Raw genomic sequence first — 26,277 nt, forward strand, 5'->3', positions numbered from 1 at the left:
AAGGTTTTTTAATTGCCTGGCCACCTCATTCTATAAAATATGAATATTACTAAAATAGCTAATAAAACAGCGCTTAAAATGTACCAAGTAAAACTAGATTCTTTTTTAGATGGATTAATCTCAACAATTTCTAATTGTTGGTTGGTATTTAGATTGGTCAGTATTTGAGTATTACCACCTGTCCAGTTTACAATAACCGAATCAACTACAGTAGTGGCTCCCAAACCAAAGTGAGCTATCACAGAATTTTGAGATAAGTGGCTAGATCCACCACCATCTATTTCTCTAATTATTCTTTTCCCGTTCGCAACTACGGTTACTCTAGAACCAATACCATTTGCTTCTGATGCTTGCCCTATAAGTGCAACTTTTAACCAATTACCCTTTGTTAAATCATTTCTAAAAAGGCGTGTAATTGATGTTATTGGGTAATTTAAAATAGGTTTTTGATTTACAACCAATAAGTCCATATCTCCATCATTATCCACATCAAAAATTACCGATCCTCTACCTATTCCATAATCATTAATGGCTAGTTCCCTTCCTTTTTCGGTGTATGTGTTATCATTGTTCTCAAAATAGAAATTACCCATAGGCGTGCAATTTGGATTCAGATCTCCGTTAGAAACAAATAGATCCAAATCTTCATCATGGTCAAAATCTGCAAAATTTGCGCCCCAACTAATGGCCAAATTATAGGTGCCCAATTCTTTTGCTTTGTCAATAAAAGGCTTGCCAATGCCTTGATTTTCCATTAGCATATTGAACTTAATGTTGGTAATGTAGTAATCCATCCAACCATCACCATTATAATCACCAACCGCCGCTCCCATGGCGTTAATTTTCAAGTCCATTTCAGTTTCCTTACTAACATCTATAAAATTGTCATCAGGATATTCATTTTGGTATAGAAAATTGGGTACTGCTTTATACCCAAAATCTTGGTTGACCAATAAATCTTGGTCATTATCATTATCATAATCGGTGAAAACACCTCCAAAACCAAAGCCTTTATGACCTAAACCGTAATCCTTATATACGTTTTTAAATTTTTTACCTCCTTTATTTTCTAGTAAATAACTTTTAGCCGTTTGGTTGGCACTTACAATGGTAGCATCTTTAATAATACCGAGTTTACCGGTAAATTCTTGAAAATAATTACCTACAAACAAATCAGGATATCCATCTGAATTAAAATCACCAAAACTTGGTCCCGTACTAAAGGAATTTAAATCTTCTAAGCCATATTGATTGGTGACATCTTTAAATGTTGCATCTCCATTATTTAAAAACAGTAAATTTTTAGCTCTAGGTATAACACTTTTACCGTCTGTAGTAGTTATGGTGGTGATGAATAGATCTCTATATCCATCTTTATTAATATCGGCACTTACAACACCTTGGGTAACATAAGTATTGGTGATTTCTAAACCAGAACCATTGAAAGTATTTTTGAAAGTACCGTCGCCATTGTTGAGATATAGTCTATCCGATTTTATACCACTCGTTATATATAAATCTTCAAAGCCATCATTGTTGACATCAAAAACTGTAACGCCACCACCAAAAGTACCCTCGTAGACTTCATACTGGTGGTCTATGCCAGCATCTTCGGTGACATCAATAAATGTTTGTTGTGCATTACTGATCCATCCATAGAAAAAAAGGAGTATACCTAAGTTTTTTATAAATATTGAGATGTTATTTTTCATTTTTGATCTTCCATTCTAAGGCGTAAACATTTTTTGCTATTTCTACTCCTTTTTCTAACCCTACATCGTTATCTAATTGTGTGTGAATTCCGCCGTAAAATCTTGAATCTGCGGTTTCTTGAGCAGCATCCCAAAAGGTGTTAAACGAGCGGATGACAAAATCTGTCTCTTTTAACTCGTCGCGCTTCCTGCCTTCATGTGCCCTATCTGTAAAAGTAAATTCTTTTCCAAAATTATGCTCTAACACTGTTGCCGCTGCCGCCGCTTGTATGGCATGTCCTGACGGAAAAGATGGAAAAGGAGGGTCTGGCCAAAATGATTCCCATTCTTCATCAATAAATCTTGGTATAAAGGTATTAGGACGTTCAGTAAAAAACTGATATTTCCATTTCCAGCAATTAACAAATGCATCAGATACCGCCATACCTACTTGGGCATATGTTTTTGCGCTTTCAATCATAGAGATATCATGACCATCAATAGCTAGCGTGGCAAAATAATAGGAGTGACCTGGTGGTGTAAAACTGACATCAGGATCATCGCCCCACCAAATAGCCGCTTCTTTTTCTAACTGGGTTAACTCTTGATCTTTTAGATATACATTTTCGAATTGTTGGTAGTATGGAGATCCAGGGGTAGTATCATACGGAATCATCTTTGGGTCTTCAAGTTGTTTATTCTTTGAAGCAAAGGTTCTATTTTCTCCCCAGTGTGGATGCAATGGATAATGACTGAAAGATTGAGCAAATAATGGAGGTTTCCAAGCACCCGGTCTGTTCGGATGCACCATAGTTTTGTCAAAATTATTCAGATATCCTCTATGACCGCCATCGGTTTTAGACCATTCAAAAATAATTTGCGCAACAGATTTACCAAAAGCTACTGATCTTGAAACAGTTTCTTTATCTAAGGTTGAAGCAAGTTGATTGTAAATTACCTGCTCAAGAGAATCAATTTTTTTAATATTTTCTTCGGATGTTTGAACGTAGATATTCTTTAAAATTTCTGACTGACCAGCGTTTAATGACAAAACCCAATTGTATTCTTTTGAATCATCTGCCACAGGAAGTAATTCTAAACCCTTTAATTGCCCACTCATTGATTTGTAATCAGGAAACCCTTGCACTATAGATTCGTACATTGTGAGACCGGTATATCCAAATGCTCTAGAGGCGAAAGTGGGGGAGTTTGATGGTGTATATCTTGTAATAAATAAGGTCATATTAGCCCATTCTATAGCAACTTCTTTATCGCTCATTTTTGGCTCCTCTTTTGTAGAACACGCAGTAATGGTCAAAAATACTAGGGATAAAAGAGTAATTGTATAAATCAGTTTTTTGTAAATAGTCATGGTTTAATTAAATACTATTTTAAAAGTTTATAGGTTTCGGTAGCTGTGCCGTAACTAGTTAGAATAAGTTGGTTATCTATAAGCAGCGCATGAGTGTTACTTCCTTTAATTGATAGCCCAGATTTGGTTTGGGTTAAATAGTTGAAAGTATTATTGTCAACACCTAAAAGCACTGTACCATAGTTGGCATCAAATTTCCCTATTCTAAGTTTGTAATTATCATTGTTGCCCAGAAGAAGTAAATCAATAATACCATCATTATTAAAATCTGAGCTTATGATTTCTGAAATAGGGGAGTATTGAGCTTCAATTGGCAGTGAAATGTTTTGATATATGTCGCTATTAGTGCTCATTAAAACTGTAGTTTTTTGATGTTTAATCGTTAATTTATTCCCCTTCTGTAATTCACTTGACTTGAAAATATCGTTTACAGTTGCATTAGCATATTTTTCATAGCTATTGAATTGTTGTCTTTTGCCTGAAAGTTGACCCAATAGTTCATCTCTAGTTACATATGGGTAGCTGACACTATCCATGTAGAAATTTAAAATAGGATCTACCGAACCATTATTATCAAAATCAGTATAGTATAATTCAGCGGGTGTATCATTACTCACTTTAAATTGAGTATTGGTTCCAATATTACCCGCAATAATATCTGGTTTGCCGTCTTTATTGAGGTCGGTTATATGGAGACTCGTCCATAAACCAGATAAAGATTTATCAAAAAACCGATCTGTTTCATTAACTAATTTGCCATTTTTATTGAGATAGATAGAAATTGGCATCCATTCACCAACTACAATTAAATCCTCTTTTTTGTCACCATTCATATCTTCCCATACAGCATCTGTGACCATACCCAAATTGTTCAGTTCTGGCTGAATATTATCTGTCTTGTCCGTGAAATTTCCTTTCCCATCATTTATTAATATATAACTTTTAGATGATTCTGGAAATCGTCCTGGAGTTACATATCCACCAACGAAAATATCTAAAAATGCATCGTCGTTTACATCAGAAAAAGCAACTGAACCAGAATTTGTTAGCATGCTTGGTAGGGCAGATTCAGATTTTTTAAAATTTCCTTTCCCGTCTCCTAAATATAGTCGGTCTTGTAAAAGTGGGTCGTTTTTAGTAAAATTATGATAACCAGCACTAGCAATATATAGATCTAAGTTACCATCATTATTTACATCAGAAAGTGCGATATCTGAATCGAACTGTTCTTTGTCTACATCAAAACTAGTATTTATCTTTTGAGTAAATTTCTTATTCTTAGTTTGTATGAATATGGATGTTGGTTGCCCAATGCCACCACCAATTACAAAATCTTCTAATCCGTCATTATTAATATCACCCTTAGCCATTGGCGGACCATCATGCGAGAATTGTTTCAATAAAAGCGACTGCCTTTTAAAGTCATTTACTGATGATGATTGGTGCTGATATGTAATAACATTCGCGATCTTTGAAAATAAGACTTCTTTTTTATCTTTTACTAAATTTGATTTTTTTGCGTTGCTTTCTTCAAGTACTAATAATTGGTTTGTTGAAACTTGTGAAAGAGTTTCTGTTTTACCAGAATTCCAACTAATTATTAGAGAGTCTATTGTAGTGTTATCAGCCAATCCAAAATGTAATATTGGTGAAACAGTTGAAAGGTAACCTTGGGTTGGCATTTGTTCAACTACTTGTGTTTTTCCATTATTGAAAACACTTACTTTAGAACCTATGCCATTTGTATTTTTATCGGAGCCGTAAAGTTTTACGTTCAAATAATTGTTCCCTTCTTTGGCTGTATCATTTCGGTATATAAATGCGGGTTTGTTAATGTTGTTTATTACTAAATCTAAATCACCATCATTATCTAAATCAACATAGATTGCGCCATTACTATTAGCTGGTTGATCCATACCTGCAACTTTAGTATTGTCCGTGAAATTTATACCATCTTTATTACTGTAGTAGAAATTGGTAAGGTTAGAGGACGGCATTTCTTTTATCAACTCTAAAACATCTTGTCTTTGTAGTCTTCCTTTAGATTTTACATAACTATCCATGTAGTTGATGAAATCTAAATTGGTATAGTCTCTAAAATATCCGTTAGAAATAAACAAATCTTTAAATCCGTCATTATCAAAATCTGCAAATAGGGGAGCCCAGCTCCAGTCTGTATTCGAGATACCAGATAGCTGTCCAATTTCACTAAAGGTGTTATCACCATTGTTTAATTGCAACATGTTACGCATGTACTGATGGTGAAATCCGCTTCTAATATTCAAATCGAATTTTTCATAATTATCTGGTGATAATAAAAGTTTTTGGCGTTTGTTGTCTTTGGGTAACATGTCTAAAGTGAATATGTCTTGTAAACCGTCATTATTAATATCCGCCACATTATTTCCCATAGAAAAATGACTTGTGTGACCCATTTGTGACCCTAATTGGTCTGTAAATGTTCCGTTTTGATTATTGATATATAAATAATCTGGTACAGTGTAATCATTGGAAATGTAAAAATCTTGCCATCCGTCATTATTAATATCACTTATGGCGATACCTAATCCGTAGGTTAGGGCAGAACCGCTAATGCCTGCTTTTTCGGTGATGTCATAAAACTTATTAGCTCTTTGTTCAAACAGTCGTGTACCTTGATGTGGGTCGTCTTTTTTTAAAAATTCTTTTGTGCTAACTTCATTTAAAACTGGTAAAGATTTTGGATTATGATTTAGTAACAGCATATCTAAGTCGCCGTCTTTATCATAATCAAAGAAATAACCTTGATTGCTGAATGCTGCACTTGCTAAACCATATTCTTCAGCTTGTTCTTTGAAAATAGGAATGTTATTGGCATCGTTTCCCTGATTAATAAATAGTTGATTTTTACGTTTAGCATCAGGTAATGCTCCTGAATAACATAAGTAGAGATCTAATTTTCCGTCACCATTTACATCTGCAGAAGTAATCCCTGTTTTCCAGGGTCCAGGTCTGCCTTCGACTTTAGAAATTGTGGTAACATCTATAAAAGATAAATCACCTTTATTCAAATAGAACTTATTTTTACCCATGTTAGAGGTGAAGTATAAATCTTCTAATCCGTCGTTATTAAAGTCTCCGGTAGCTACCCCACCGCCATTATATAGATACTCATATACCAATACATTAGCATTAAGTCCTTCTTTTAATGTGTTCTGGAATGTAATATTTGTTTCACTTTCAGGTAAAAGTGTAAATAATGATGGTTTTTCAACGGTATTAATAGTAGGTGTTACTTGATCTTCGATAGCCTTCTCTTTGCAACTTTGAAGAAGTATACATACTATAAATAGATAGAGAGTTAGATTTTTTGTCATTTCCTTAAAAGTAAAAGATCTATCCTAAAAAGGGATAGATCTTTAAATTAACTCAATTTAAACTAAACTAATAACCTGGATTCTGAATCAATAGGTTATTTCTGTTGATTTCATCTCTGCTAATAGGCATGAAATACATTTTGTCATCCCAAGTTCTTGTTTCATTATCATTGTTATCAACAACGGTATATGTATAATCATATACTGTTGGATCATATTGATAAGGTGTTCTTGGTGTAGCACCTGCTTTAAGCGTTGCAGTTACTTTCATCACCTTAATACCTCTGCCAAGTGTTTGGTCTGCGATCATCCATCTTCTGGCATCATGGAACCTGTGTTCTTCATAAGCTAATTCAACCCTTCTTTCATTGATGTAAGCATCTAAAAGTTCTGAACCAGATGCAGTAATTGCTGGCATGCCTGCTCTAAAACGAATTTTGTTCAACCAATTTCTAGCTTCACCTTCATCCCCTAGGGCAATAGATGCTTCAACATAATTTAAGATTATCTCAGTATATCTAATAAATGGCCAAGGCACCACTTGAGCGCTAGATTGATTGTCAACCAAAGATGGATCTGGATCAATAAATTTACGCACGTAATAACCTGTTCTACTACCGTTCCAGTTTTCAATTGGTGAATCGCGCATGTCAACCCCCGCAATTATACCACCGCTACCATCTGAGTACGTACCTGTTTGAATTTCATCATAAGGATCTATTGCAGCTACATCATCTGGTCTTGGTTTCCAAGCAGCTCCATCATAAAGAACTGTTGCGGCCAATCTTGGATCTCTGTTTTCATAAGGAGCCGAAGCCTGCTCAGGATTGCTCCAATCGAAATCGGTTCCATCCATCATTTGGTAATCGTCTACCAATTGTTGAATAGGTGTATTACCCGCCCAGTTATGATACCCGTTAGGACCGTTATTTATTCCTTGGTGAATACCACCTAAAGGCCAGTTACTTTCAGCAGTAAATAAAGGAGAATGTGTTCTTTCAAACAATAGTTCTGATCTTGCGGCAGCATCGCCAACAGCACTACCACCTCCCATAGCAATGGAGATATAGGTTTGTTTAGCTTCTTCAGCAGTTGCTGGTGCTGTTAAATCTAATTTGTAACCAGTTGTTGCATCTAATACTGCCTTGGCTGCAGTTTTAGCTAAAGTCCATCTGGCATCTCTATCTCCAGAAGTATAAGCAACTAGTTCTAGATTTGAATAGCCACCTAAAACAGATGATTTTGCGCTAGCTGTTGGGCCATCTCGTAAATCACTTGCTGCATAGGTAAGTACTCTAGATTTTAAGCCCATAGCGCTTAACATTGATGCTCTACCAGGTGTAACATCTTTACCATCTAATAATGAAATTGCTTTGTCTAAATCATCGGTTACGAATGTTACGTTATCGGCGTAAGTATCTCTAGCTATTGTATAATCATCATCTAGCCCGTAAGGAGCATCTATTAATGGTGCGCCGCCATAATAACGCATTAGTTGATGATAGTAATAAGCTCTTAAAAAATAAGATTCACCTAATAATCTATCCTTTAAGGTTTGGTCATCAAAAGCAGCGTTAGGCAATTCTTGTATGGCGATATTCGCTTTACGAATAGCTAAATACAATTCATTCCATTGCGGAATTATATTTACATTCCCCGTACCTGACGGTGAAAGTGAACCTTCTGTGATTACATTTACTCCTCTACCAGAGTGGGTAAACATTGCTTCGTCTGTTAATGAAGATAAACCTTCTTCCTCAAACCCTCCATAGCCTAGAGATGAGTAAACATTAAATACAAAAGCTTCTGATAATGATCCATCTGCCCAAGTAGCATCAGCTGAAATTGCATCTAACGGGGAAGTTTCTAAAAAATCTTCATTACACGAAATAGGAACTAACGCGAGCGTTAGTATGCCTAAGAGTACTAATTTTCTTTTTTTCATGATTTTTTTTTAAAATGTTAAACTAAAACCTGTGTTAATAATTGACTGTTGTGGATAGAACTGACCACTATTACTAGTCGACTCAGGGTCATAGATATCTTGAGCTGCCCATGTAGCCAAGTTAAGCCCGCTCATATATATCTTGAATTTGGAAAGGCCAAATTGGTCTATTAATTCTGATGGGAAATTATATGCCAATTGTACGTTTTTAAGTCTTAAATAATCCTTACTAAATAGATTGTAGGTATTGTTCCCATAATCACCGCCTGTGTAATATGTATCTCCACGACTTGCTAGTCTTGGATGAACACTACTTGGGTTTTCTGGACTCCATCTATTATCATAACTATACTTTAGAAAATTACCGATATCACCCGATTCTGTTTGTATAAACAATTTAGCACCAGTGGCACCTTGCAACAAAACGGAAAGGTCAAAATTCTTGTAAGAAGCATTGAACGTAACACCAAAATTAAAGTTAGGATTAATGCTATTCTTTAATCTTACTTGATCTAAATCATTGATAGCGCCATCACCGTTGATATCTTTAAATTTCATATCACCAGGCTCTAATTGTGGCTTAACTGCGCTGTAGTCCAAAGTATTTGCATTAACTGCCGCTTCATCAATGAATACACCATCTGATTCATATACCAAGTATGATCCAATTGGTTTTCCTTCTTGTAATTGATAGTCTGGAGCTCCAGGAATTTCATCTAAAAATACTACACTGTTTTGAGCATAACCTCCGTTTACACCAACATCCCATTTGAAACCATCTACACTTCCACCGAAATAATTTAAAGCAAATTCAAAACCTTCGTTATTAACTTTACCTGCATTTACAGGAGGCAATAAGTCGGAAATACCGGAAGAACCTGGTGTAGATCCTGTTTTTTGAATAAGAATTTGATCACGCTTGTTTAAAAAGTATTCTAATGTGAAACTTAGTTTACCATCTAGCACTATACCATCCAAACCAATGTTATAATTTTTAGCGCGCTCCCATGTGAAACTTGGGTTAGCTAAAAGGTTTTCAAATAAAGTCGTTTGAACTTGTCCGTTTATTGGATACTGCCCAAACTCATAAATTGACTGATATGCATATTCTTGTAATTCATCATCCGTAATTTCTCCATCACCATTAGTGTCAAATGAAACTTGATCATTACCCATTTCTCCGTAAGATGCTCTTAGTTTTAAATAACTAATGGAATCAACATTGAACCAATCTTCGTTATTTATGTTCCAACCAACTAATAAACCTGGGAAGAATCCGAAACGGTCATTACCTGGAAAAATATAAGAACCATCATATCTCCATATAAACTCAGCTAAATACTTTTCTTTAAAATTATACTGAGCACGCCCATAATAACCTAAACGAGTTCTATTATATCCAAATCCATCCGTTTCTTGTGCAATTTCGCCACCAACGCCTAGTTGATCTACAGCTGTAGATAGATAGTTTCTTCTAAATGCTGAGAAAAATTCACCTTGAAAATTTTCACGGGTTATACCAGCTAAAAGACCAATGTTGTGGTCCTCACCAAAAGTTTTGTCATAGGTTAATATACCAGTAAGGTTAGTGTTCAGTATATTATTAGATGATTGTAATAATCTTGCGTCAGTAAAATTAGAACGAATAGATCCACTTAGTTCAGGAACACCTGTAGCGATATAATTCGCACGGTCTAAAGAATATAGTGTCCAAGGTGTTTGCCATAATTTTCTACGTAACTGGCTTTGATCCACACCTGCGGTTAAGTTTAGCTTAAGACCTTCAACCCATGGGTTTGTAATATCAACAGATCCTGTGAATTGTAGGTAATCTGTTGGTTGCTTGTCATAACCAGTAGCATTGGTTGTTACCACAACTGGTTGTTGTCCATTTTCAATATCTGGACCAGGTAATCCGTTTGGCCATATTGCAGGTTCGTTAGGTCTACCTCTCATTAACATTCTAAAAATAGCACCTGCGCCTTCAGTAGGGAAAGTTCTATCTTCCTTTCTATAAGCCATGCTTAATTTGGTAGAAATGTAATCGTTAATTCTTGCATCGGTATTCAATCTAAAATTGTATTGCTGATACCTGTTCGCTGAATTCTTGTATATAGCGCCTTGGTCTGAATACCCTAAGGAAGCATAGTATTTTAAATCTTCATTACCACCACTTATAGATAGATTGTGTCTTTGTTGTTCTGCCCAATCTTTAAAAGTTGCACCGAACCAATCCGTATCAGGATATAACCATGGATCCGCACTAGTTCTGTAATTATTAATTGTCTCTGGACTAAAAGCTGCATTTACAGTTTCTGCAGGACTGCTGCCAGGTATTGTATAGCTACCAGAAGTTTGAAATGCAGTGTTTGCTGTACCCCATTGCGATGCTGGTATGTTACTATTGTAAATTGCTAGTTCGTTCATTATGGTTTGGTACTCTACGGCACTTGCCATTTCTGGAGTTCTTGTCGGTCTTGTAAGTCCGAAATCGGCTTTATAGTTTATTTGCATTTTGCCAACTTTACCAGTTTTAGTGGTAACGATAATTGCACCGTTAGCTGCTCTAGCACCATAAATTGCGGCTGAAGCATCTTTAAGTACAGAAATATTGGCAATGTCATCTGCATTTATACGCCCAATACCACCATCTCTATCAGGGATACCATCTATTACTACTAATGGTTGGTTGTTTCCCAATGTATTTGTACCACGAATACTTATGGTTGATTCGTCGTTACCAGGCTCACCACTGGTTTGTACAATTACTACCCCTGGTAGTCTACCCGCAAGTGAGTTAGATACGCTTATTGCAGGAGAACTTTCAAGTACGGGACCTTGTACTGCTGTTACCGCACCCGTTACAGTTGCTTTTTTCTGAGTACCATAACCAACAACAACGACTTCGTCAAGGTTGGCAACATCTTCTTCTAAAGAAACATTGATAGTACTTTGATTGTTTACAGGTACAACCACGGCTTTAAAGCCAATGTAGCTAAAACGTAAACTAGAGTTGCCATCTTGGATAGTAATAGTAAAATTACCATCAAAATCTGCTTGTACTCCCGTTGTTGGGTTGTTTGCATCAATGACTGATACCCCGGGTAACGGCATGTTATCTGAAGCAGATGTTACTGTTCCAGAAACGGTTGTTTGTGCGTGGAGACTTGTTAAGAGAAATCCACTAATAAATAAAATCATCGTTAAGCCTACATGATTCCGAACCATGGAAAACTTAGGAAAGTTTTTTTGATAATTCATAAAGTTAGTCGTTACAGTTGTTAGTTATTCTATGTAGGCATAAGTATTAAAATCTCTTTTGGTAGCTTTTTGAGGTCAAGAGACTATGATACACTATGCTACTATAAACAAATATATAAATAAATGTTAATTTAATAAATTTTGTAAGTATATTTTTTGAGATTGATATTTATATCATAAAATATTATTAATATATTATATTTTAATAAATGCAATATTTAATGGTAGAAAGGGCTGATGTTTGGTGAATATTTTAATGATTAGTTAGGTGTTTTATAGTTATGGGTGATGTAGTTTTATGTTCCTTTTTTTGAGTACAATAATTGTGTTTTATTAGCTTTAATTTCTAAGTTTCTTTTTTGTTCTTTACACTCTTGTCATATTCAATAAAAGGTCTAGGATTTTAAAATCTTCTTTTATATTGTATATTGACCGATACAAATTTCATCTATTAATTATGCCGGTTATTAGTAATATTTTAAGCTTAACCCACAATAATAACCTTACAAAACATGAGCAATTGGTTCAAGGAGTTATTGAGTCTATTGAAGATGGGAAATTAGCTGTGGGAGATCAGTTACCCTCTATAAACATTATGGTTGAAGAGATTGGTTATGCAAGAAAGACCATCTTTAAAGCATATGAAGAACTTAAGAATAGAGGCTTAATTGAGTCCAGACAATTAAAGGGGTATTTTGTGATTAGCCAAGCTACAAATATTACAAAAAGAATGGCCTTATTATTGTTCGCTTTTCAAAGCTATCAAGAAGAATTTTACAAAACATTCAGAAAAGAAATGGGTAAACGATTTCAAATTGATGTTTTTTTTCACCATAATAATCTTAGTGTTTTCGAAACTATTATTACCAATATTAATGGTAAATATGGAATGTATATAATTGCTCCAATTCAAAACCAAAAAGTTGCACAGCTATTACAACATATTGAACCTAAAAAATTATTATTAGTAGACCGATACTTAAATTTAGGTAAATCGTATTCTTATATCTCTCAAGAATTTGAAAATGTAATCTATAAATCATTGGTTCAATTGCTTCCTGACATAAAAAAGTATTCTAAAATCATACTATATTTTAATGAGGAGAGCGATTTTTCTCCTGTTTCCATAAAAAATGCATTTGAAAGATTCTTAGAAGAATATTCTGTAAACGGTGAGGTGAAAAACCATTATGTTATAGGTTCTGCAGCTAAGGGTAATCTTTATTTTGCTTTAGGAGACACTATACTATGGCATATTCTTCGAGATTCGGTTCGTAAAAAGTTGAAAATAGGCGAGGATATCGGTATTTTATCTCAAAATGACAATGTTTCAAAAGAGATTGTTTTTGGGGGTATTACTACCATTTCTACAGATTTTTATGAAATGGCTAAGTTGGCAGCAAGACATATAAAAAATGAAAATACCACTCAGGTAATTATGCCATCTAGATTAATTAAAAGAGCTTCTTTGTAATATATTCTCATTCATCTTTTAAGCTTAAACGATTCCTTTAAATTGTCTAGGTAATATTTTGGTATAGCGTTTTGTTTCTTCTAGTAACAAAAGCACCTTATTTCAATCTTATTTATTCTATTTTTGAAGAAAATTGCTAGTAATGCATACTATTGAAGAATATCGAGAAGAGTTTATTGCTTATTTGGACTCAAAGAAAATTACGAAGGAACCTAGAAACCTTTACGAGCCCATTACCTATATTCTTGGTTTAGGAGGCAAAAGATTAAGGCCAGTTTTGGTTTTGATGACCGCAGAAATTTTTAAGGCTGATTATAGAAAAGCATTGGATGCAGCTTTAGCAGTTGAAGTCTTTCATAATTTTTCTTTAGTGCATGATGATATAATGGATGACGCCCCTGTTCGTAGAGGGCAAACCACGGTTCATGAAAAATGGGATATTAATACGGGTATTCTTTCGGGTGATGCTATGCTAATTATGGCTTATCAGCTTTTTGAAAATTATGAGCCAAATGTTTTTAGAGATTTGGCTAAACTTTTCAGTAAAACGGCATTAGAGGTTTGTGAGGGTCAACAATATGATGTTGATTTTGAGACAAGAGACGATGTAATGCTGCCTGAGTATTTAAAAATGATTGAATATAAGACAGCCGTACTTGTTGCTGCAGCATTGAAAATGGGTGCTATTGTTGCCGGTGCATCTGACGCTTCACAAGAACAGATGTATAATTACGGATTAAACCTTGGAATTGCCTTTCAATTACAAGATGATTATTTAGATGTTTTCGGAGATCCAGAAACTTTTGGAAAGCAAGTTGGGGGAGATATTATTGAAAATAAGAAAACATATCTTTATCTAAAAGCCTTGAATTCAGGTTCTGAAGTAATGTCAAAAGAACTGGAGCATTTATATTCTATACAACCAAAGGAGACAGATTCTAAGGTTAAAGCGGTGCGTTCTATTTTTGAAAAGACAGGAGCGGACAATGCTACCAAAGGAGCTATTGCAGATTATACCGCTAAGGCTTTTGAGGTTCTTGTTGACATGGATATTGAACAAGAAAAGAAAGATCTTCTGCGTCAATTTGGTAAAAACCTTATGAATAGAACTGTTTAAAAAAGACGCTTAAAAAATGCTTTTATAAATGGAGCTTTCGGGCAAGAATTTATATAAACGATATCTTCTTTTAAACTTGTTTTTTCATCAAGAAATTTAAATACCATTTGTGGTTTTAAAGATTTAAAAATAGATTCGAAAATGGCATGTCCGTTGCCATTATTATGATGTAAAACATCTAAAAAGAGCATATCATAAAACCAGAATTTATTTTTTAATTTCATTTTCTGAAGTGGCTTCCCTTGTTTTATAAGTTCAATTAATTTAGGAATCTTATTTGCAGTGCTCATTAGGGTGTAGCCTGTACTGGGTTTTGCCCAACCGCCAGCGGTACCTATATAGCGTATTCTATTGGTGTGATGTTCTCTAAAATCATACGCTGTCATGGGAATACTGCCGGCTTCTTTTTCTATGATTTCATACGTTTCCAATTTAAAACGATTTAAAATATATTCCTTAATCGCTACTTCGTATTCCTCTTTAGGTAAAAGTTTGTCTGAAAATAAAGTATATTCAATTAATGCAGTATTGTTAGAATAGGGTAGTACATACATAAACCGAGTATTACCTTTTTGAGGAATGGAAAAATCCATATATGTAACCTCTGAAGCATTGAAAATGGGTTTTTCGGTTTTTATGACCCAACCTACGAAATGCTGTTGCAACACCGGATATTTTTTTTGCCCCATTGCCATTTTATAGTCAAAAAGGCTATTGAATATGAACTTGCCAGAATACGTGTTATTCGTAGTTTTTACGGTAACCTCGGTGGCTGACTCATTTAAGTCAACCATACCTTCTTGAACAAAAGTGATATTAGATGATTCTTTTATACGACCTAAGTAATATTTGTAAAAATCAACACTACTAATCATCTTATAGGAATAAGGACTTATGTTCGTTCTTTTTAAAACGTCATCACCTTGAAAATGAATAGCGTCCCATTTTTTATGGACAATTGCCTCAAACTGACCATTACCTTCTTCCCAGAAACACCATGTTCTATCATTGGTATTTTTAGCGTCTTTGTCAAGAAGTAATATCTTCTTATTATCAAAAAACGAATCATTAAGCATGGCATCAGCCAGTAATAAACCAGATGCACCTGCCCCTATAATAATATAATCGTATTCGTTCATGAACTTTTAAAACTTTGCTCAGGGTATTAAATACTGAGAATCCCAAAAATACGAAATAGCAGTTGGCTTTTGTGCTTAATTCAATGTGTAACGTAATCCGAAAAATGTACGTATGCCTTGGTTGGGTCCGTATACGTAAGATGGGTCAAAAGTTAACCCATTTGGGTTGTTTAGTGTAGCCACAGCGTTGCCATTAGTATCAAAAGTAACTTCTTTGTCAAATGGGTCATTTGCACGTGCTATTATAAATGGATTTCCTCTATTAGGAGTCCAGTCTAATAAGTTTTTAACTCCGCCATAAAATTCGAAATTCTTAATTCCATCATACGTAAATTGAATGTTTTGAATACTCCATACTGGTGAAAAATCACTTCTAGGATCGCTTTCGCCTAAGGTTGGTAAACGCATTGGTCCATATAAATTACCGGTGTAGTCAATGTTTAGGTTCCAGGTACGAATATCATAGCTAACACTCCAGTTCGCAGAATAACTTTCTGTAAGAATTTGTCTTTCTTTTACACCGTCTTCTGTATTACTTACATTTTGTATGGTACCACCTAGCATGAATTTTAAACCGTTGTAAAATGAAACATCAACATTGGCGCTCACTCCTTTTGAAATAGAGGTGCCGTTTAAATTATCATATATAATCTGATTAGGGTTTGTATCGTAATCAGGGATAATCACATTCTGAAAATTGGTATAAAATACAGAGGCGTCTAGACTAACAAAAGTGCCATTGTCGCCATAAATTTTCTTCAAGTAATTTAGGTTTACATTAAATGAACGCTCTGGTTTTAATTCTTCGGCAATAATAACATCTCGTGAGCCCGTTAATGCAGCATGATCTTCGGTAAATAGATTTACAACCCTAAAACCTGTGCCAGCGTTTAATCTAATAATATCATTGTCAGTGAATTTAAAACGATACGCACCTCGCGGAGTAAAAATGTTACCGTGGCGGCTGTCATAATCATAACGACCACCTAACAGTAAAGAATGCTTTTTGTTGAATGCTATTTCATCTTGTACAAAAATACTCGGTATTAAAACTTCGTCTGGCTGGTTAGCATTACCATTGGCATTTAAGGTAGCTGGTGTGTTGTCATCATAGTAATTATAACGTAATGCTGTACCTGTTAAAAGGCTATGTTTACCTATAGTTTTATCCCAAGTTAATTGTGTAAAACCTATGCGTTGATCGGCTAGGTAAGGTACGTTGCCGTAAACTGAATTTTGCTTATGGTCGTTATAAGAAAAAGACAGCATCAATTGTTCTTCTACGGGTAATTGATATTTACCTAATATTTCCCATCTACGGGTATAGATGCTTTCGCCATAAATTTCATCCCCTCCTCTAAATTCAGGAGTCCATTGCATTTCCCCACCCCATCTGTCTTCGTAAAAAAAGCGTCCGGCTAAAGAGAGAATTCGAGAGTTTTTTCTAGTGAAATTCCACTTCTGAAAAACTGAAATTCGGTCTTGTAAGGTTAGGTCGGTAAAATTATCTCCGTTATTATCTATTGGGTTATCAAATTTAAAATAGTTTACTCCTAAGAGCACATTAGTCTTTTTGCCAATATTAAATTTAGTACCTACATCAAGGTTAAATTCTCCCCATGAGGTAACAAAACTATCCGCGAAAAAATCTGGTGCAGATAGGTTATTTTTTGTGATGATATTTATGAGTCCGCCAACAGCTTCACTTCCGTAAAGTGTAGAAGCAGGTCCTTTTACAACTTCAATTTGTTCTATTAGGGAATTTGGTATGCCAGATAGCCCATATACGGTTCCTAGACCGCTAACAATTGGCATGCCGTCTATAAGTACTAAAGTATAGGGACCTTCTAAACCATTAATATGAATGTCGCCGGTATTACAAACGTTACAGTTTATTTGAGGGCGTACACCATTTACATTCTGTAGTGCTTCAAAAATACTTGCAGTAGGGTTTTTCTTGAAGAAGGTAGGCTTGTAGACTTCTACCGGAACGGGACTTTCTAATCTACTTACAGGTTTTAGCGTTCCTGTAACTACCATTTCATCTAAAGATTCGGTCGTAGGTTCTATTTTAATGTTGATTACTTGGTCTTCGCCGTTAGAAATCGTAATTGTTTTATAATACTTCTGAAAACCAATGGTAGAGGCGATAATGGTGTACTTGCCCTTTGGTATATTTCTTAAGATATAATAGCCATTTTCATTTGAAGCAGTACCTACTTCGGTTCCCTTTAAATAAATATTTACATAAGCTTCTGTACCGTCAGTTGAGGAAACAGTACCAGATATAGTAGAATTTTGCGCACTTATGATACCGAAAGATAAAATAGAGCAGGCAAAAAATATTATTTTAATCATCTAAATATAATTTTAGACAAACCTAAAAAATTGTTTTTACATATAAAAATGTATTTTTGCACCTATATTGTTTTTACATGACACTATCAGAAGAAGATTACATTAAAAGTATTTATCACTTAAGCGAGTTTAATAGTAAGTCTGTTGCCACCAATGCAATAGCAGAACAAATGAAGACCAAGCCATCTTCTGTAACGGATATGGTTAAAAAACTATCTGAGAAGTCTTTAGTTAATTATAAAAAATACCAAGGTGTTTCGCTATCGGAAAAAGGGAGATTGGTGGCTTTATCTATTATAAGAAAACATCGTTTATGGGAGGTGTTCTTGGTTGATAAATTAAATTTTTCTTGGGATGAGGTACATGTAGTGGCAGAGCAATTGGAGCATATAAAAAGTGATGCTTTAATTGATAAATTAGATGCTCATTTAGGGTATCCTAAAGTAGATCCGCACGGCGATCCAATTCCAAATAAGGATGGTGTATTTACAAAATCAGTTAAAAAATTGATTAGCGAATTACCCGTTGGAAGTCAAGGGGTGTGTGTTGGAGTCAATGATTCTTCGGCAGCTTTTTTAAAGTTTTTGGATAAGAATAAAATTGCTCTTGGCGATACTTTTAAAATTTTGGAAAGAGAAGAGTTTGATGGATCTGTAACGATTTCTACAAGGTCAGGATCTATTAATATTTCCAAACAAATAGCAACGAATTTATTTTTAGAGATAGTAGATGAAGAATAATGTTTTAATTAATTAACATTTAAATTATGGATCAAGTTATAGCATATTTTGAATCGATTGACCCAGTATTGGCAGCGTTTTATGCGACGTTATTTACATGGGGACTTACTGCCGCTGGGGCTGCATTGGTTTTTTTGTTCAAAACAATGAATCGAGCCGTATTAGACGGAATGTTAGGGTTTACCGGTGGAGTTATGGTAGCCGCTAGTTTTTGGAGTTTGCTGGCACCTGGTATTGAAATGAGTCCAGGTGAAGGGTTTGTAAAAGTTATACCAGCAGCGGTAGGCTTTTTTCTTGGTGCAATGTTCATTTTTGGACTAGATAAAGTGTTGCCTCATTTACATATAAATTTTAAAGAGAGCGAAGCGGAAGGTGTAAAAACCCCATGGCGTAGAACTACATTGTTGACTTTGGCAATTACACTACATAACATTCCTGAGGGTTTGGCGGTAGGTGTTCTATTTGGTGGAGTAGCTGCGGGTTTTGATGGTGCATCTATTGGTGGTGCCGTTGCCTTGGCGTTAGGTATAGGTTTACAGAATTTTCCAGAAGGTTTTGCAGTAGCAATGCCGTTAAGAAGACATGGTTTAAGTAGAACAAAGAGTTTTATGTTCGGTCAGGCTTCTGCACTTGTAGAGCCTATTGCTGCTGTTCTTGGTGCTTGGGCGGTTATGACCTTTCAACCTATTTTACCATATGCGCTTTCATTTGCAGCTGGTGCAATGATTTTTGTTGTAGTAGAGGAAGTAATACCAGAAACGCAACAAGATAAATATACAGATATTGCCACTATGGGCTTCATTGGCGGATTCATAATTATGATGACATTAGATGTTGGTTTAGGCTAAGGTCAAAGTGTTTTTGTGATTTAATAATTTAATGTCATTTTTACCGTTTAAGGCAATAGTATTGTTAACTTGATACTTTAAATTTTTATGCACTCTTCTAAGAAAAATTGGGTCTGGACAATTGCGTTGGTAATAACTGTAATCGTTTGTGCTTTTGTTTTAATACTTCATATTAAAAACTGGGTAGATGATGATGTAAATAGCCTAAGTCTTCGCTCAGGATTTTACAATGTTGAAATTCCGTTAAATGAACTTGACAGTGTTGTTTTGGTAGAGAGGATTCCCCCAATGCAGCGATTACATGGCTTTTCTGCATTTGATAAGGAGAAAGGTGTTTTTAGAGAGTTTAAAGATTCTTTGACAGATAAGAAAGTGCGTGTCTTTGTTGACAATATCAATCAGAACAAGGTAAAGTTAGTCTATAAAGATTCTGCTTATGTATACTTTAATTTAAAAGATTCTGTTGAGACGGTTCAATTATTTCAAAAGTTAAGTACCAGAATAAGTTCTTTGAGTACGCCTAATTAGGAATTTATAAAACGCTAAAGCAGCAATAGCTTTGGCATAACTATTGAATCTGTTTTGGTTTTAAAATTTATAGAATGATTAAAAGAAATCTACTGTTGCTATTGTTTATAGGGTTGATGTCTACTGGAGTTTTTGCACAGCACAAGCTTAGTTTAAACATCGAAGGTGTAGCCTCTGAAGATGGTAATATCTGTTTTGCCATTTATAATGATGAGGTATCTTTTTTAAAGTTTGATAAAGTCTATAAATCTGGATCAGAAAAGGCGGTGAAGGGAAAGACAGCTGTTAATATTACAGATTTACCCGATGGAGATTATGCTATTGCAATTTTTCATGATGCAAACGGAAATAAGAATTTGGATACCAATATGCTAGGTATTCCAAAAGAACAGATTGCTTTTTCTAAAGGCAAAATGAAAATGTTTGGTCCTCCAAAATTTGATGAATGTGTCTTTACATTAAATTCAAATATGGAAATGTATATTAGTCTACAGTAATTTATTTTTAATAGCTGGTTATTTTAATAACTCCGTTAGACCCTTGTGTACCATAACTTGCAGCATCTGCACCAGAAAGAATTATGATTTTCTTTACGTTATAACTATCAATTAGTTCATTGACGGAATTAAATGAATTTCCTATAACTTGATTGTTTAGAACATATAAAGGTTCTTGATTACCACCGGAGTCAAAAGAATTGGTTGTTTTATTTAAAATAGGAACATTATTTTGAAGTATTACACCTGGCTTTTGTCTTATTCTTTGTAAAAGCGAAAGATTGGCTCTATTTTTTTCTCTTAATTCTGTATCTAAGGATGTATTGTCGCTTTTGCTGGTATTTGTGGCGCTACAACTAACCATTAATATGATAGCGACTATACAAGCAGATGTATATATTTTCATTTTTCAAAGATTAATGATTTTAGTAAGGTATACATTTAATTTGATGCAGTTATCTTTGAAATAAAAATTATATGGTATTAGTAGCACAATTAGCAGGAGCTTTATTAGGGTTATTGGCAGTTATTTTTGGTGCTTTTGGAGCACATTTATTAAAGAAAACTTTCACCGCAGATCAATTAAATAGTTTTGAAACAGGAGTGAAATATCAAATGTATCACGCACTGTTGATATTAATGCTAAGTTTTAATCTTAACCTAGAAACGAGCTTAGAGAAAAGTATAATCTATTGCCTAGTTATCGGAACCATCTTATTTTCTTTCAGTATTTACGGATTATGTATTACAGCATCCAAAGGAAAAAAAATGAAAATATTGGGTCCTATAACCCCTCTTGGCGGACTCTTTTTAGTAATAGGTTGGGGATTGTTATTCTACAACTTCATTAAGAACTTTGTGTAGCCTATTTCGATGAAACAGACTTAAATTCCTTAATAGCCGAATTAGGTTCCATAATAGCATAACCTTCCCAGAAAGTTGGGTCATATTTTGGTAAATAAGTAGGCAATACGGCATTATTTTCTGTAAAACCATCAAATATAGCCTGAGATATATTTTCTGTCTCAAAAACTATCATTTCATTTTTTTCAACATTGATAAAAACAAAATCCATATCTCCAGATAGCTCGTTCTGCTTATTTTTGCCTTTTACTATTTTGTTCTTTTCAATAATTTTCAAAGGTCTTCTAACACCAATTCGTTCTCCTACTTCAGACTCATAGTACCGTAGTCCATAAAAACCATCTGTACCTTTGTTAAATATGACTTTTCCTTTAGACAGGTATTTATTGGTGGAAATACCCAATAAATTAAATTTACTAATGGGTTTAACGTTGCTATAATCTACTTGTATTACTGCAAAATCATCTGCATTTATATACAATGTGCCTTCAAAATCTGCAGAGCCACTAGGTTTAAATGAAATTACATATACGGCATCATTGCCCAAATATGTAAACTCGTTTAGAGTAAAGTCATACTTCCTAGATTTGGTAATAAAGTTTAAATCACTGTCTTCTTGGGTTGGTAATCCATTTAAAATGGAACCCAAATTATTTCTTTTCCAGTAGGCAAAGTTTTTCTGTCTTTCTTCTTTTTCCTTTTTCTTTTTTTCTAGTTCTGCATTAACAGCTGCAACATCTGTAGAATCTATATCTTCTTCAAACAGCTCGCTAACCTCATCAGCATCTATTTTAAAAGATAGTAACCCAGATTTAATTTTAAAATAAGAACCAGGCTTAACGTTCTCTTTTAGTATACTATTAAATTTTTCTTCTATTTTTTCCTGATCAAGTGCAGTATTTTTATCGTATAATTTAGATGCTTTTAATAAATCTAGTTTTTGTACCTCTTCGTCATAATTACCGTAAAGATCACCTACTAATTCTTGATAATAAGCATCATTTTTGGGAACGGTAGATATGATGCTATCAATAAATTTCTGGTTTAATATATCTATGGAAGACTTTTTAACTTTGAAATTACTCTTTGTCCATCTATCAAAATAAGATGATCTATGAAACAACCTCTTTTTAGTAAGGTCATTGTTATAGTTCTTTTCTAGATTATCCTCAACTAAATCTATTATCTCTTCTGCTGTATAGTTTTTGTTAGAGACTATAACTTCTCGTAGTTCTATTGCTTTAGGTACAAGTAAAATTTTAGCTGTAGTAAATTCAGATATAGTTTTTGAAAGGGTTTCGTAACCCATTGAAGAAATGGTTAGAGAATCAGACTCTGTAATGGTCTCGTTTAGTATGAAATTGAAGTTGCCTTCTTCATTTGTAATAACACCTTTTTCTTTTAATTGTACGGTGGCAAAGGGTATAGGCTGTTGGCTAATACTATCAATAACAAAGGCGGTTAGGTTCTGCGCATTGGTATTAAATAGGTTGAGAAATAGTAATGTAAAAAATGAAAGAAGAAATTTTTTAGTGTTCATGGTGTTAGATTATTCCTACGCAATCTAAACGAACCAAAGAAAGAAACGTTACAATTTTAGAAACTGTTATGAGTCTTTTTTATTTAATTTAACTAAAACCTGAAATTTAGTGGCAACCGCAATCGTTTTGTCCACAAGCTTTTGAACTACTCTTTTTGCTAGACCAAAGAGATTTTGGAATAAAAAATTTTGTAGCTATATAACCTACAGAAATAGCTAAAGTGATGTAAACTAAAATGTGTTGAAGTATATCCATTTTATTTTAATAATTGATAAGCAATGAAAGCAACAATATAAGCAAATAAGCTCATAAAAACTAGTTGTCCGGCAGGCCATTTCCAAGAATTGGTCTCTCTTTTTACTACTGCTAAAGTGCTCATGCATTGCATTGCAAAAGCATAGAATAGAAGCAGGGAAATTCCAGATGCTAAATTAAATAAAGGTTTTTTTGTTCTTGGGTTTATCTCGGCAGCCATTCTGTTTTTAATGGTTTCTTCTTCGTCGTTACCAACACTATAAATAGTAGCAAGGGTGCCTACAAAAACTTCTCTGGCAGCAAAAGACGTTAGAACGGCAATACCAATTTTCCAATCGTAGCCCAAAGGTCTTACAATTGGTTCTATAGCTTTACCCATATAGCCCATATAGGAATGTTCTAATTTATAACCAGCTATTTCTTGGGCCAAAGCTCGTTCTTCTAATTCTTTTTGTTGATCGGTTGCGCCTGGATCGTTTATATCCAAACCATTTTGGTGCGTTTCAAAATAAATTTCACTGCTACTACTAAAACCTTGTTCATTTACTCTATTAGTAACAATGGTTTCTGCGTTTTTGAATTCATCTGAAAATCCGTTAGAACCTAAAAACCAAAGTATAATTGAAATAGCTAGAATAATTTTACCCGCTCCAAAAACGAAACTTTTAGTTTTTTCAAGAACAGTATATCCTACATTTTTAAGTAAAGGCAATTTGTAGTTTGGCATTTCAACTACAAAGAAAGATTTGCTCTTGATATTTAATATTTTGTTTAAGATAACAGCAGATAAAATAGCCGCCCCAAAACCCATTAGGTATAACGACATTAAAGTAAGTGCTTTATAGCTTAATCCTAAAAAGCTGCCTTCTGGTATTACCAATGCTATAATTATCAAGTAAACTGGTAAACGTGCAGAGCATGTGGTAAACGGAGTTACCAATATCGTAATTAGTCGTTCTTTCCAATTCTCTATGGTTCTAGTAGCCATTACAGCAGGTATGGCACATGCAGTACCGGAAATTAATGGAACAACACTTTTACCGCTTAATCCAAACGGGCGCATTATTCTATCCATCAAAAACACCACTCTACTCATATAACCTGTTTCTTCTAACAAGGCTATAAATAGAAACAAGAAGGCTATCTGAGGGATAAATATGACAATACCACCTATGCCGGCTAAAATTCCTTCAGCAATTAGATTAGTAAATACGCCTGGGGGTAATGTATCTTTTACCCATTCTGTAGCCGAAGCAAAGAATCCATCAATGAGATCCATAGGGTATTCACTCCAACCATAAATGGCTTGAAATATGGTTAAAAGGATCAAAAAGAATATTACATAACCAAAAACCTTATGGGTAAGTACTTTATCTAAAGTAGCCCTAAAACCTTTCGCGGCATTAACATCAATCTTATAGGTCTCTTTTAGAATACCATTAATAAACTGGTATCTAAGAATAGTTTCTTTTTGTTGTAATCGTTTAAGCTCAGATTTTGATTTGGTGGCGAACGATGATGCGTCTTTAAACAACTTCTTCTCAAGAGGCATAAAGTTGACATCTTGGGTAATAACCAACCACAGTTTGTAAACATCCTCTTTTGGAAAAGTCTCTCTAAGTTTTGCAAAATATTCAGGTGCAATTACAGAAGTATCTACATTTTGTGTTTTTGATAAATTCTTGTAATCGGCAATTAACTCTTTTAATTTATCAATACCTGTTTCTTTACGGGTACTGACTAAGGCAATTTTAGAGTTTAGCTTTTTTTCTAATAAATCAATATCAATTGAAATACCTTTTCTAGACATGCGATCGGACATGTTAATGACCAATATTGCAGGTATTTTTAAATCTTTAATCTGAGTAAAAAGGAGAAGATTTCGTTTTAAATTTTCAACATCGGAAACAACTACGGCAACATCTGGGTGATCCTTGTCATTTTTGTTCAACAATAACTCTACAGCTACACTTTCATCTAATGATGTTGTATTTAAACTATAGGTGCCTGGTAAATCTAAAATATGCGCCTTTACCCCACGTGGTAACTTACAAATACCTTCTTTCTTCTCTACGGTAATACCTGGGTAATTACCAACCTTCTGGTTAAGTCCGGTTAATTGATTAAATACAGATGTTTTACCAGTGTTTGGATTTCCAATTAGGGCTACATTAATTTGTTTGCTCATATAGCTACATTATCTTCAATAATATCAAGTGCTATATGTAGCGCCATTTCTCTTCTAATGGCAATATGCGACCCATTAACGTTTATGTAAATAGGGTCTTTTAAAGGAGCTACTTGCACAAGTTCCACTACATTGCCAGGCAAACAACCTAGTTCAAGTAATTTAATAGGCAGTAAGTTCTCGGTGAATTCTTTTATGATTCCCTTTTGACCTCTCTTTAAATGTGCGACTGTAGTTTCCAATCTTTATTTAGATTCATTATAAGTAAGGCAAAAGTAAAGGAAATAATTCAATTAGGAAATTAATACATCCTAAAACTAACGCTGTCCTAATGTCTTATTAGTTTGTGCTATTTACTATGTTCGTCGTAAGACTTTTTCAAAATTTCAATGTCGGTCAAAATCTTCTCAATATCTTCTTTTTTGGTGCCGTCATAAAAACCTCTAATTCTTTTCTTCTTATCGACTAAAATGAAGTTTTCGGTATGTATCATATCAAACGGTCCGCCATCACCATCAGTTTTTACGGCTAAGTAAGACTTACGGGCAAGATCATAGATTTGTTTTTTATCACCTGTCACTAAATTCCATGTAGCATCATCCACTCCTTTTTCTAGAGCATATTTTTTCAATTGTGCTACAGAATCAATTTCGGGGGTTACTGAATGTGATAATAACATTACCTCGCTATCGCTGCCCAATGCTTTTTGTAACTCCGCCATATTTTTTGTCATTATAGGGCAAATAGTGGGGCAAGTGGTGAAAAAGAAATCGGCAACGTAAATTTTATCCTTGTAATTTTCTTGTGTAATAGTTTCTCCGTTCTGGTTGGTCAGCGAGAAGTCGCCAATTGTGTGGTATTTTCTAACATGCTGAATCTCTTCAGAAACCAATTCTGCATTTACCATGGCGGGTGAATACACCGGTAGCAGTTTTACAGGTTTTAATGCATTATAGAATAGGTACATTATTACTGCAGAAATTGGCAGTAGCACCAGACCGAATAACTTGAATTTAGCAAAAAAAGAACGCATACAAATTTTTTACAAAGGTACGCTAGGGTGCTTTATTTTTCAAGCAAATAGGTAGTTTCAGGTTATAAAT

General features: G+C 34.4%; 19 protein-coding genes. 7 read left to right on the forward strand and 12 right to left on the reverse strand.

All coding sequences use genetic code 11. The annotated features are described in order from the left end of the window. Positions 1 to 8: 8 nt before the first annotated feature. The 5 genes from BM296_RS04855 to BM296_RS04875 all read right to left on the reverse strand — a co-directional run bounded on the left by BM296_RS04855 (position 9) and on the right by BM296_RS04875 (position 11,625). Positions 9 to 1,712 carry a CRTAC1 family protein gene (locus BM296_RS04855; RefSeq protein ID WP_091901837.1) on the reverse strand — a complete coding sequence of 568 codons (1,704 nt, stop codon included), beginning with the start codon at positions 1,710 to 1,712 and terminating at the stop codon, positions 9 to 11. After that, on the reverse strand, positions 1,702 to 3,063 hold the full coding sequence (locus BM296_RS04860) for a phosphatase PAP2 family protein (protein WP_091901839.1): 1,362 nt from the start codon (positions 3,061 to 3,063) through the stop codon (positions 1,702 to 1,704). Before BM296_RS04860 ends, BM296_RS04855 begins: the two co-directional genes overlap by 11 nt. Positions 3,064 to 3,077: 14 nt before the next feature. Next, on the reverse strand, positions 3,078 to 6,419 hold the full coding sequence (locus BM296_RS04865; protein WP_091901840.1) for a VCBS repeat-containing protein: 3,342 nt from the start codon (positions 6,417 to 6,419) through the stop codon (positions 3,078 to 3,080). A 67-nt stretch (positions 6,420 to 6,486) separates the two neighbouring features. Further along, complete coding sequence (locus BM296_RS04870; protein ID WP_091901842.1) at positions 6,487 to 8,364, reverse strand: RagB/SusD family nutrient uptake outer membrane protein; 1,878 nt, start codon at positions 8,362 to 8,364, stop codon at positions 6,487 to 6,489. Between the two features lie 9 nt (positions 8,365 to 8,373). Further along, entirely contained in the window at positions 8,374 to 11,625 is a 3,252-nt protein-coding gene (locus tag BM296_RS04875) for a SusC/RagA family TonB-linked outer membrane protein (protein WP_245786965.1), read from the reverse strand. 457 nt (positions 11,626 to 12,082) lie between these two features. Here BM296_RS04875 and BM296_RS04880 point away from each other — a divergent pair, with 457 nt between their 5' ends. Both BM296_RS04880 and BM296_RS04885 read left to right on the forward strand, forming a co-directional pair. After that, positions 12,083 to 13,099: a GntR family transcriptional regulator gene (locus BM296_RS04880; protein ID WP_091901846.1), complete on the forward strand. Its 1,017-nt coding sequence runs from the start codon at positions 12,083 to 12,085 to the stop codon at positions 13,097 to 13,099. Positions 13,100 to 13,241: 142 nt separating this feature from the next. Then, the gene (locus tag BM296_RS04885; RefSeq protein WP_027065284.1) at positions 13,242 to 14,216 is read left to right on the forward strand and encodes a polyprenyl synthetase family protein; all 975 of its coding nucleotides are present in this window, start codon (positions 13,242 to 13,244) and stop codon (positions 14,214 to 14,216) included. On the opposite strand, the gene BM296_RS04890 is transcribed toward BM296_RS04885, so the two are convergent. Then, a complete protein-coding gene (locus BM296_RS04890; protein WP_091901849.1) occupies positions 14,213 to 15,355 on the reverse strand; it encodes a lycopene cyclase family protein in 1,143 nt (380 codons plus the stop codon). The two genes, BM296_RS04885 and BM296_RS04890, sit on opposite strands and share 4 nt — an antisense overlap. Positions 15,356 to 15,430: 75 nt before the next feature. Further along, positions 15,431 to 17,713 (reverse strand): TonB-dependent receptor, encoded by a 2,283-nt coding sequence (locus BM296_RS04895; protein WP_091901852.1) that lies wholly within the window; start codon positions 17,711 to 17,713, stop codon positions 15,431 to 15,433. 77 nt (positions 17,714 to 17,790) lie between these two features. On the opposite strand from BM296_RS04895, the gene BM296_RS04900 reads away from it, so the two are divergent. The 4 genes from BM296_RS04900 to BM296_RS04915 all read left to right on the forward strand — a co-directional run bounded on the left by BM296_RS04900 (position 17,791) and on the right by BM296_RS04915 (position 20,326). Next, positions 17,791 to 18,453: a metal-dependent transcriptional regulator gene (locus BM296_RS04900; RefSeq protein ID WP_027065281.1), complete on the forward strand. Its 663-nt coding sequence runs from the start codon at positions 17,791 to 17,793 to the stop codon at positions 18,451 to 18,453. Between the two features lie 26 nt (positions 18,454 to 18,479). Further along, positions 18,480 to 19,301 (forward strand): ZIP family metal transporter, encoded by an 822-nt coding sequence (locus tag BM296_RS04905; protein WP_091901853.1) that lies wholly within the window; start codon positions 18,480 to 18,482, stop codon positions 19,299 to 19,301. Between the two features lie 87 nt (positions 19,302 to 19,388). Continuing rightward, the gene (locus BM296_RS04910) at positions 19,389 to 19,829 is read left to right on the forward strand and encodes a hypothetical protein (protein WP_091901856.1); all 441 of its coding nucleotides are present in this window, start codon (positions 19,389 to 19,391) and stop codon (positions 19,827 to 19,829) included. Positions 19,830 to 19,903: 74 nt separating this feature from the next. Beyond that, positions 19,904 to 20,326, forward strand: a complete 423-nt coding sequence (locus tag BM296_RS04915) for a DUF2141 domain-containing protein (protein WP_091901857.1) — start codon at positions 19,904 to 19,906, stop codon at positions 20,324 to 20,326. Positions 20,327 to 20,333: 7 nt separating this feature from the next. On the opposite strand, the gene BM296_RS04920 is transcribed toward BM296_RS04915, so the two are convergent. Then, positions 20,334 to 20,732, reverse strand: coding sequence for a TonB-dependent receptor (locus BM296_RS04920; protein WP_091901859.1), 399 nt, complete (start codon positions 20,730 to 20,732; stop codon positions 20,334 to 20,336). 71 nt (positions 20,733 to 20,803) lie between these two features. Between BM296_RS04920 and BM296_RS04925 the strand changes: the two genes are divergently transcribed. After that, the gene (locus BM296_RS04925) at positions 20,804 to 21,190 is read left to right on the forward strand and encodes a DUF423 domain-containing protein (RefSeq protein WP_091901861.1); all 387 of its coding nucleotides are present in this window, start codon (positions 20,804 to 20,806) and stop codon (positions 21,188 to 21,190) included. 1 nt (position 21,191) lies between these two features. Here the strand turns inward: BM296_RS04925 and BM296_RS04930 are convergent, their stop codons facing one another. From BM296_RS04930 to BM296_RS04945, 4 genes are all read right to left on the reverse strand, one after another. Then, positions 21,192 to 22,730 (reverse strand): carboxypeptidase-like regulatory domain-containing protein, encoded by a 1,539-nt coding sequence (locus tag BM296_RS04930; protein ID WP_091901863.1) that lies wholly within the window; start codon positions 22,728 to 22,730, stop codon positions 21,192 to 21,194. Between the two features lie 257 nt (positions 22,731 to 22,987). Next, positions 22,988 to 25,174: a ferrous iron transport protein B gene (gene feoB / locus BM296_RS04935; protein ID WP_027065274.1), complete on the reverse strand. Its 2,187-nt coding sequence runs from the start codon at positions 25,172 to 25,174 to the stop codon at positions 22,988 to 22,990. Further along, complete coding sequence (locus tag BM296_RS04940) at positions 25,171 to 25,416, reverse strand: FeoA family protein (protein WP_027065273.1); 246 nt, start codon at positions 25,414 to 25,416, stop codon at positions 25,171 to 25,173. The genes feoB and BM296_RS04940 overlap by 4 nt, the downstream gene beginning before the upstream one ends. 107 nt (positions 25,417 to 25,523) lie before the next feature. Continuing rightward, positions 25,524 to 26,207: an SCO family protein gene (locus BM296_RS04945; protein WP_091901864.1), complete on the reverse strand. Its 684-nt coding sequence runs from the start codon at positions 26,205 to 26,207 to the stop codon at positions 25,524 to 25,526. Positions 26,208 to 26,277 lie beyond the last annotated feature (70 nt).

The organism is Maribacter stanieri, assembly GCF_900112245.1.
Taxonomy (GTDB): Bacteria; Bacteroidota; Bacteroidia; order Flavobacteriales; family Flavobacteriaceae; genus Maribacter; species Maribacter stanieri.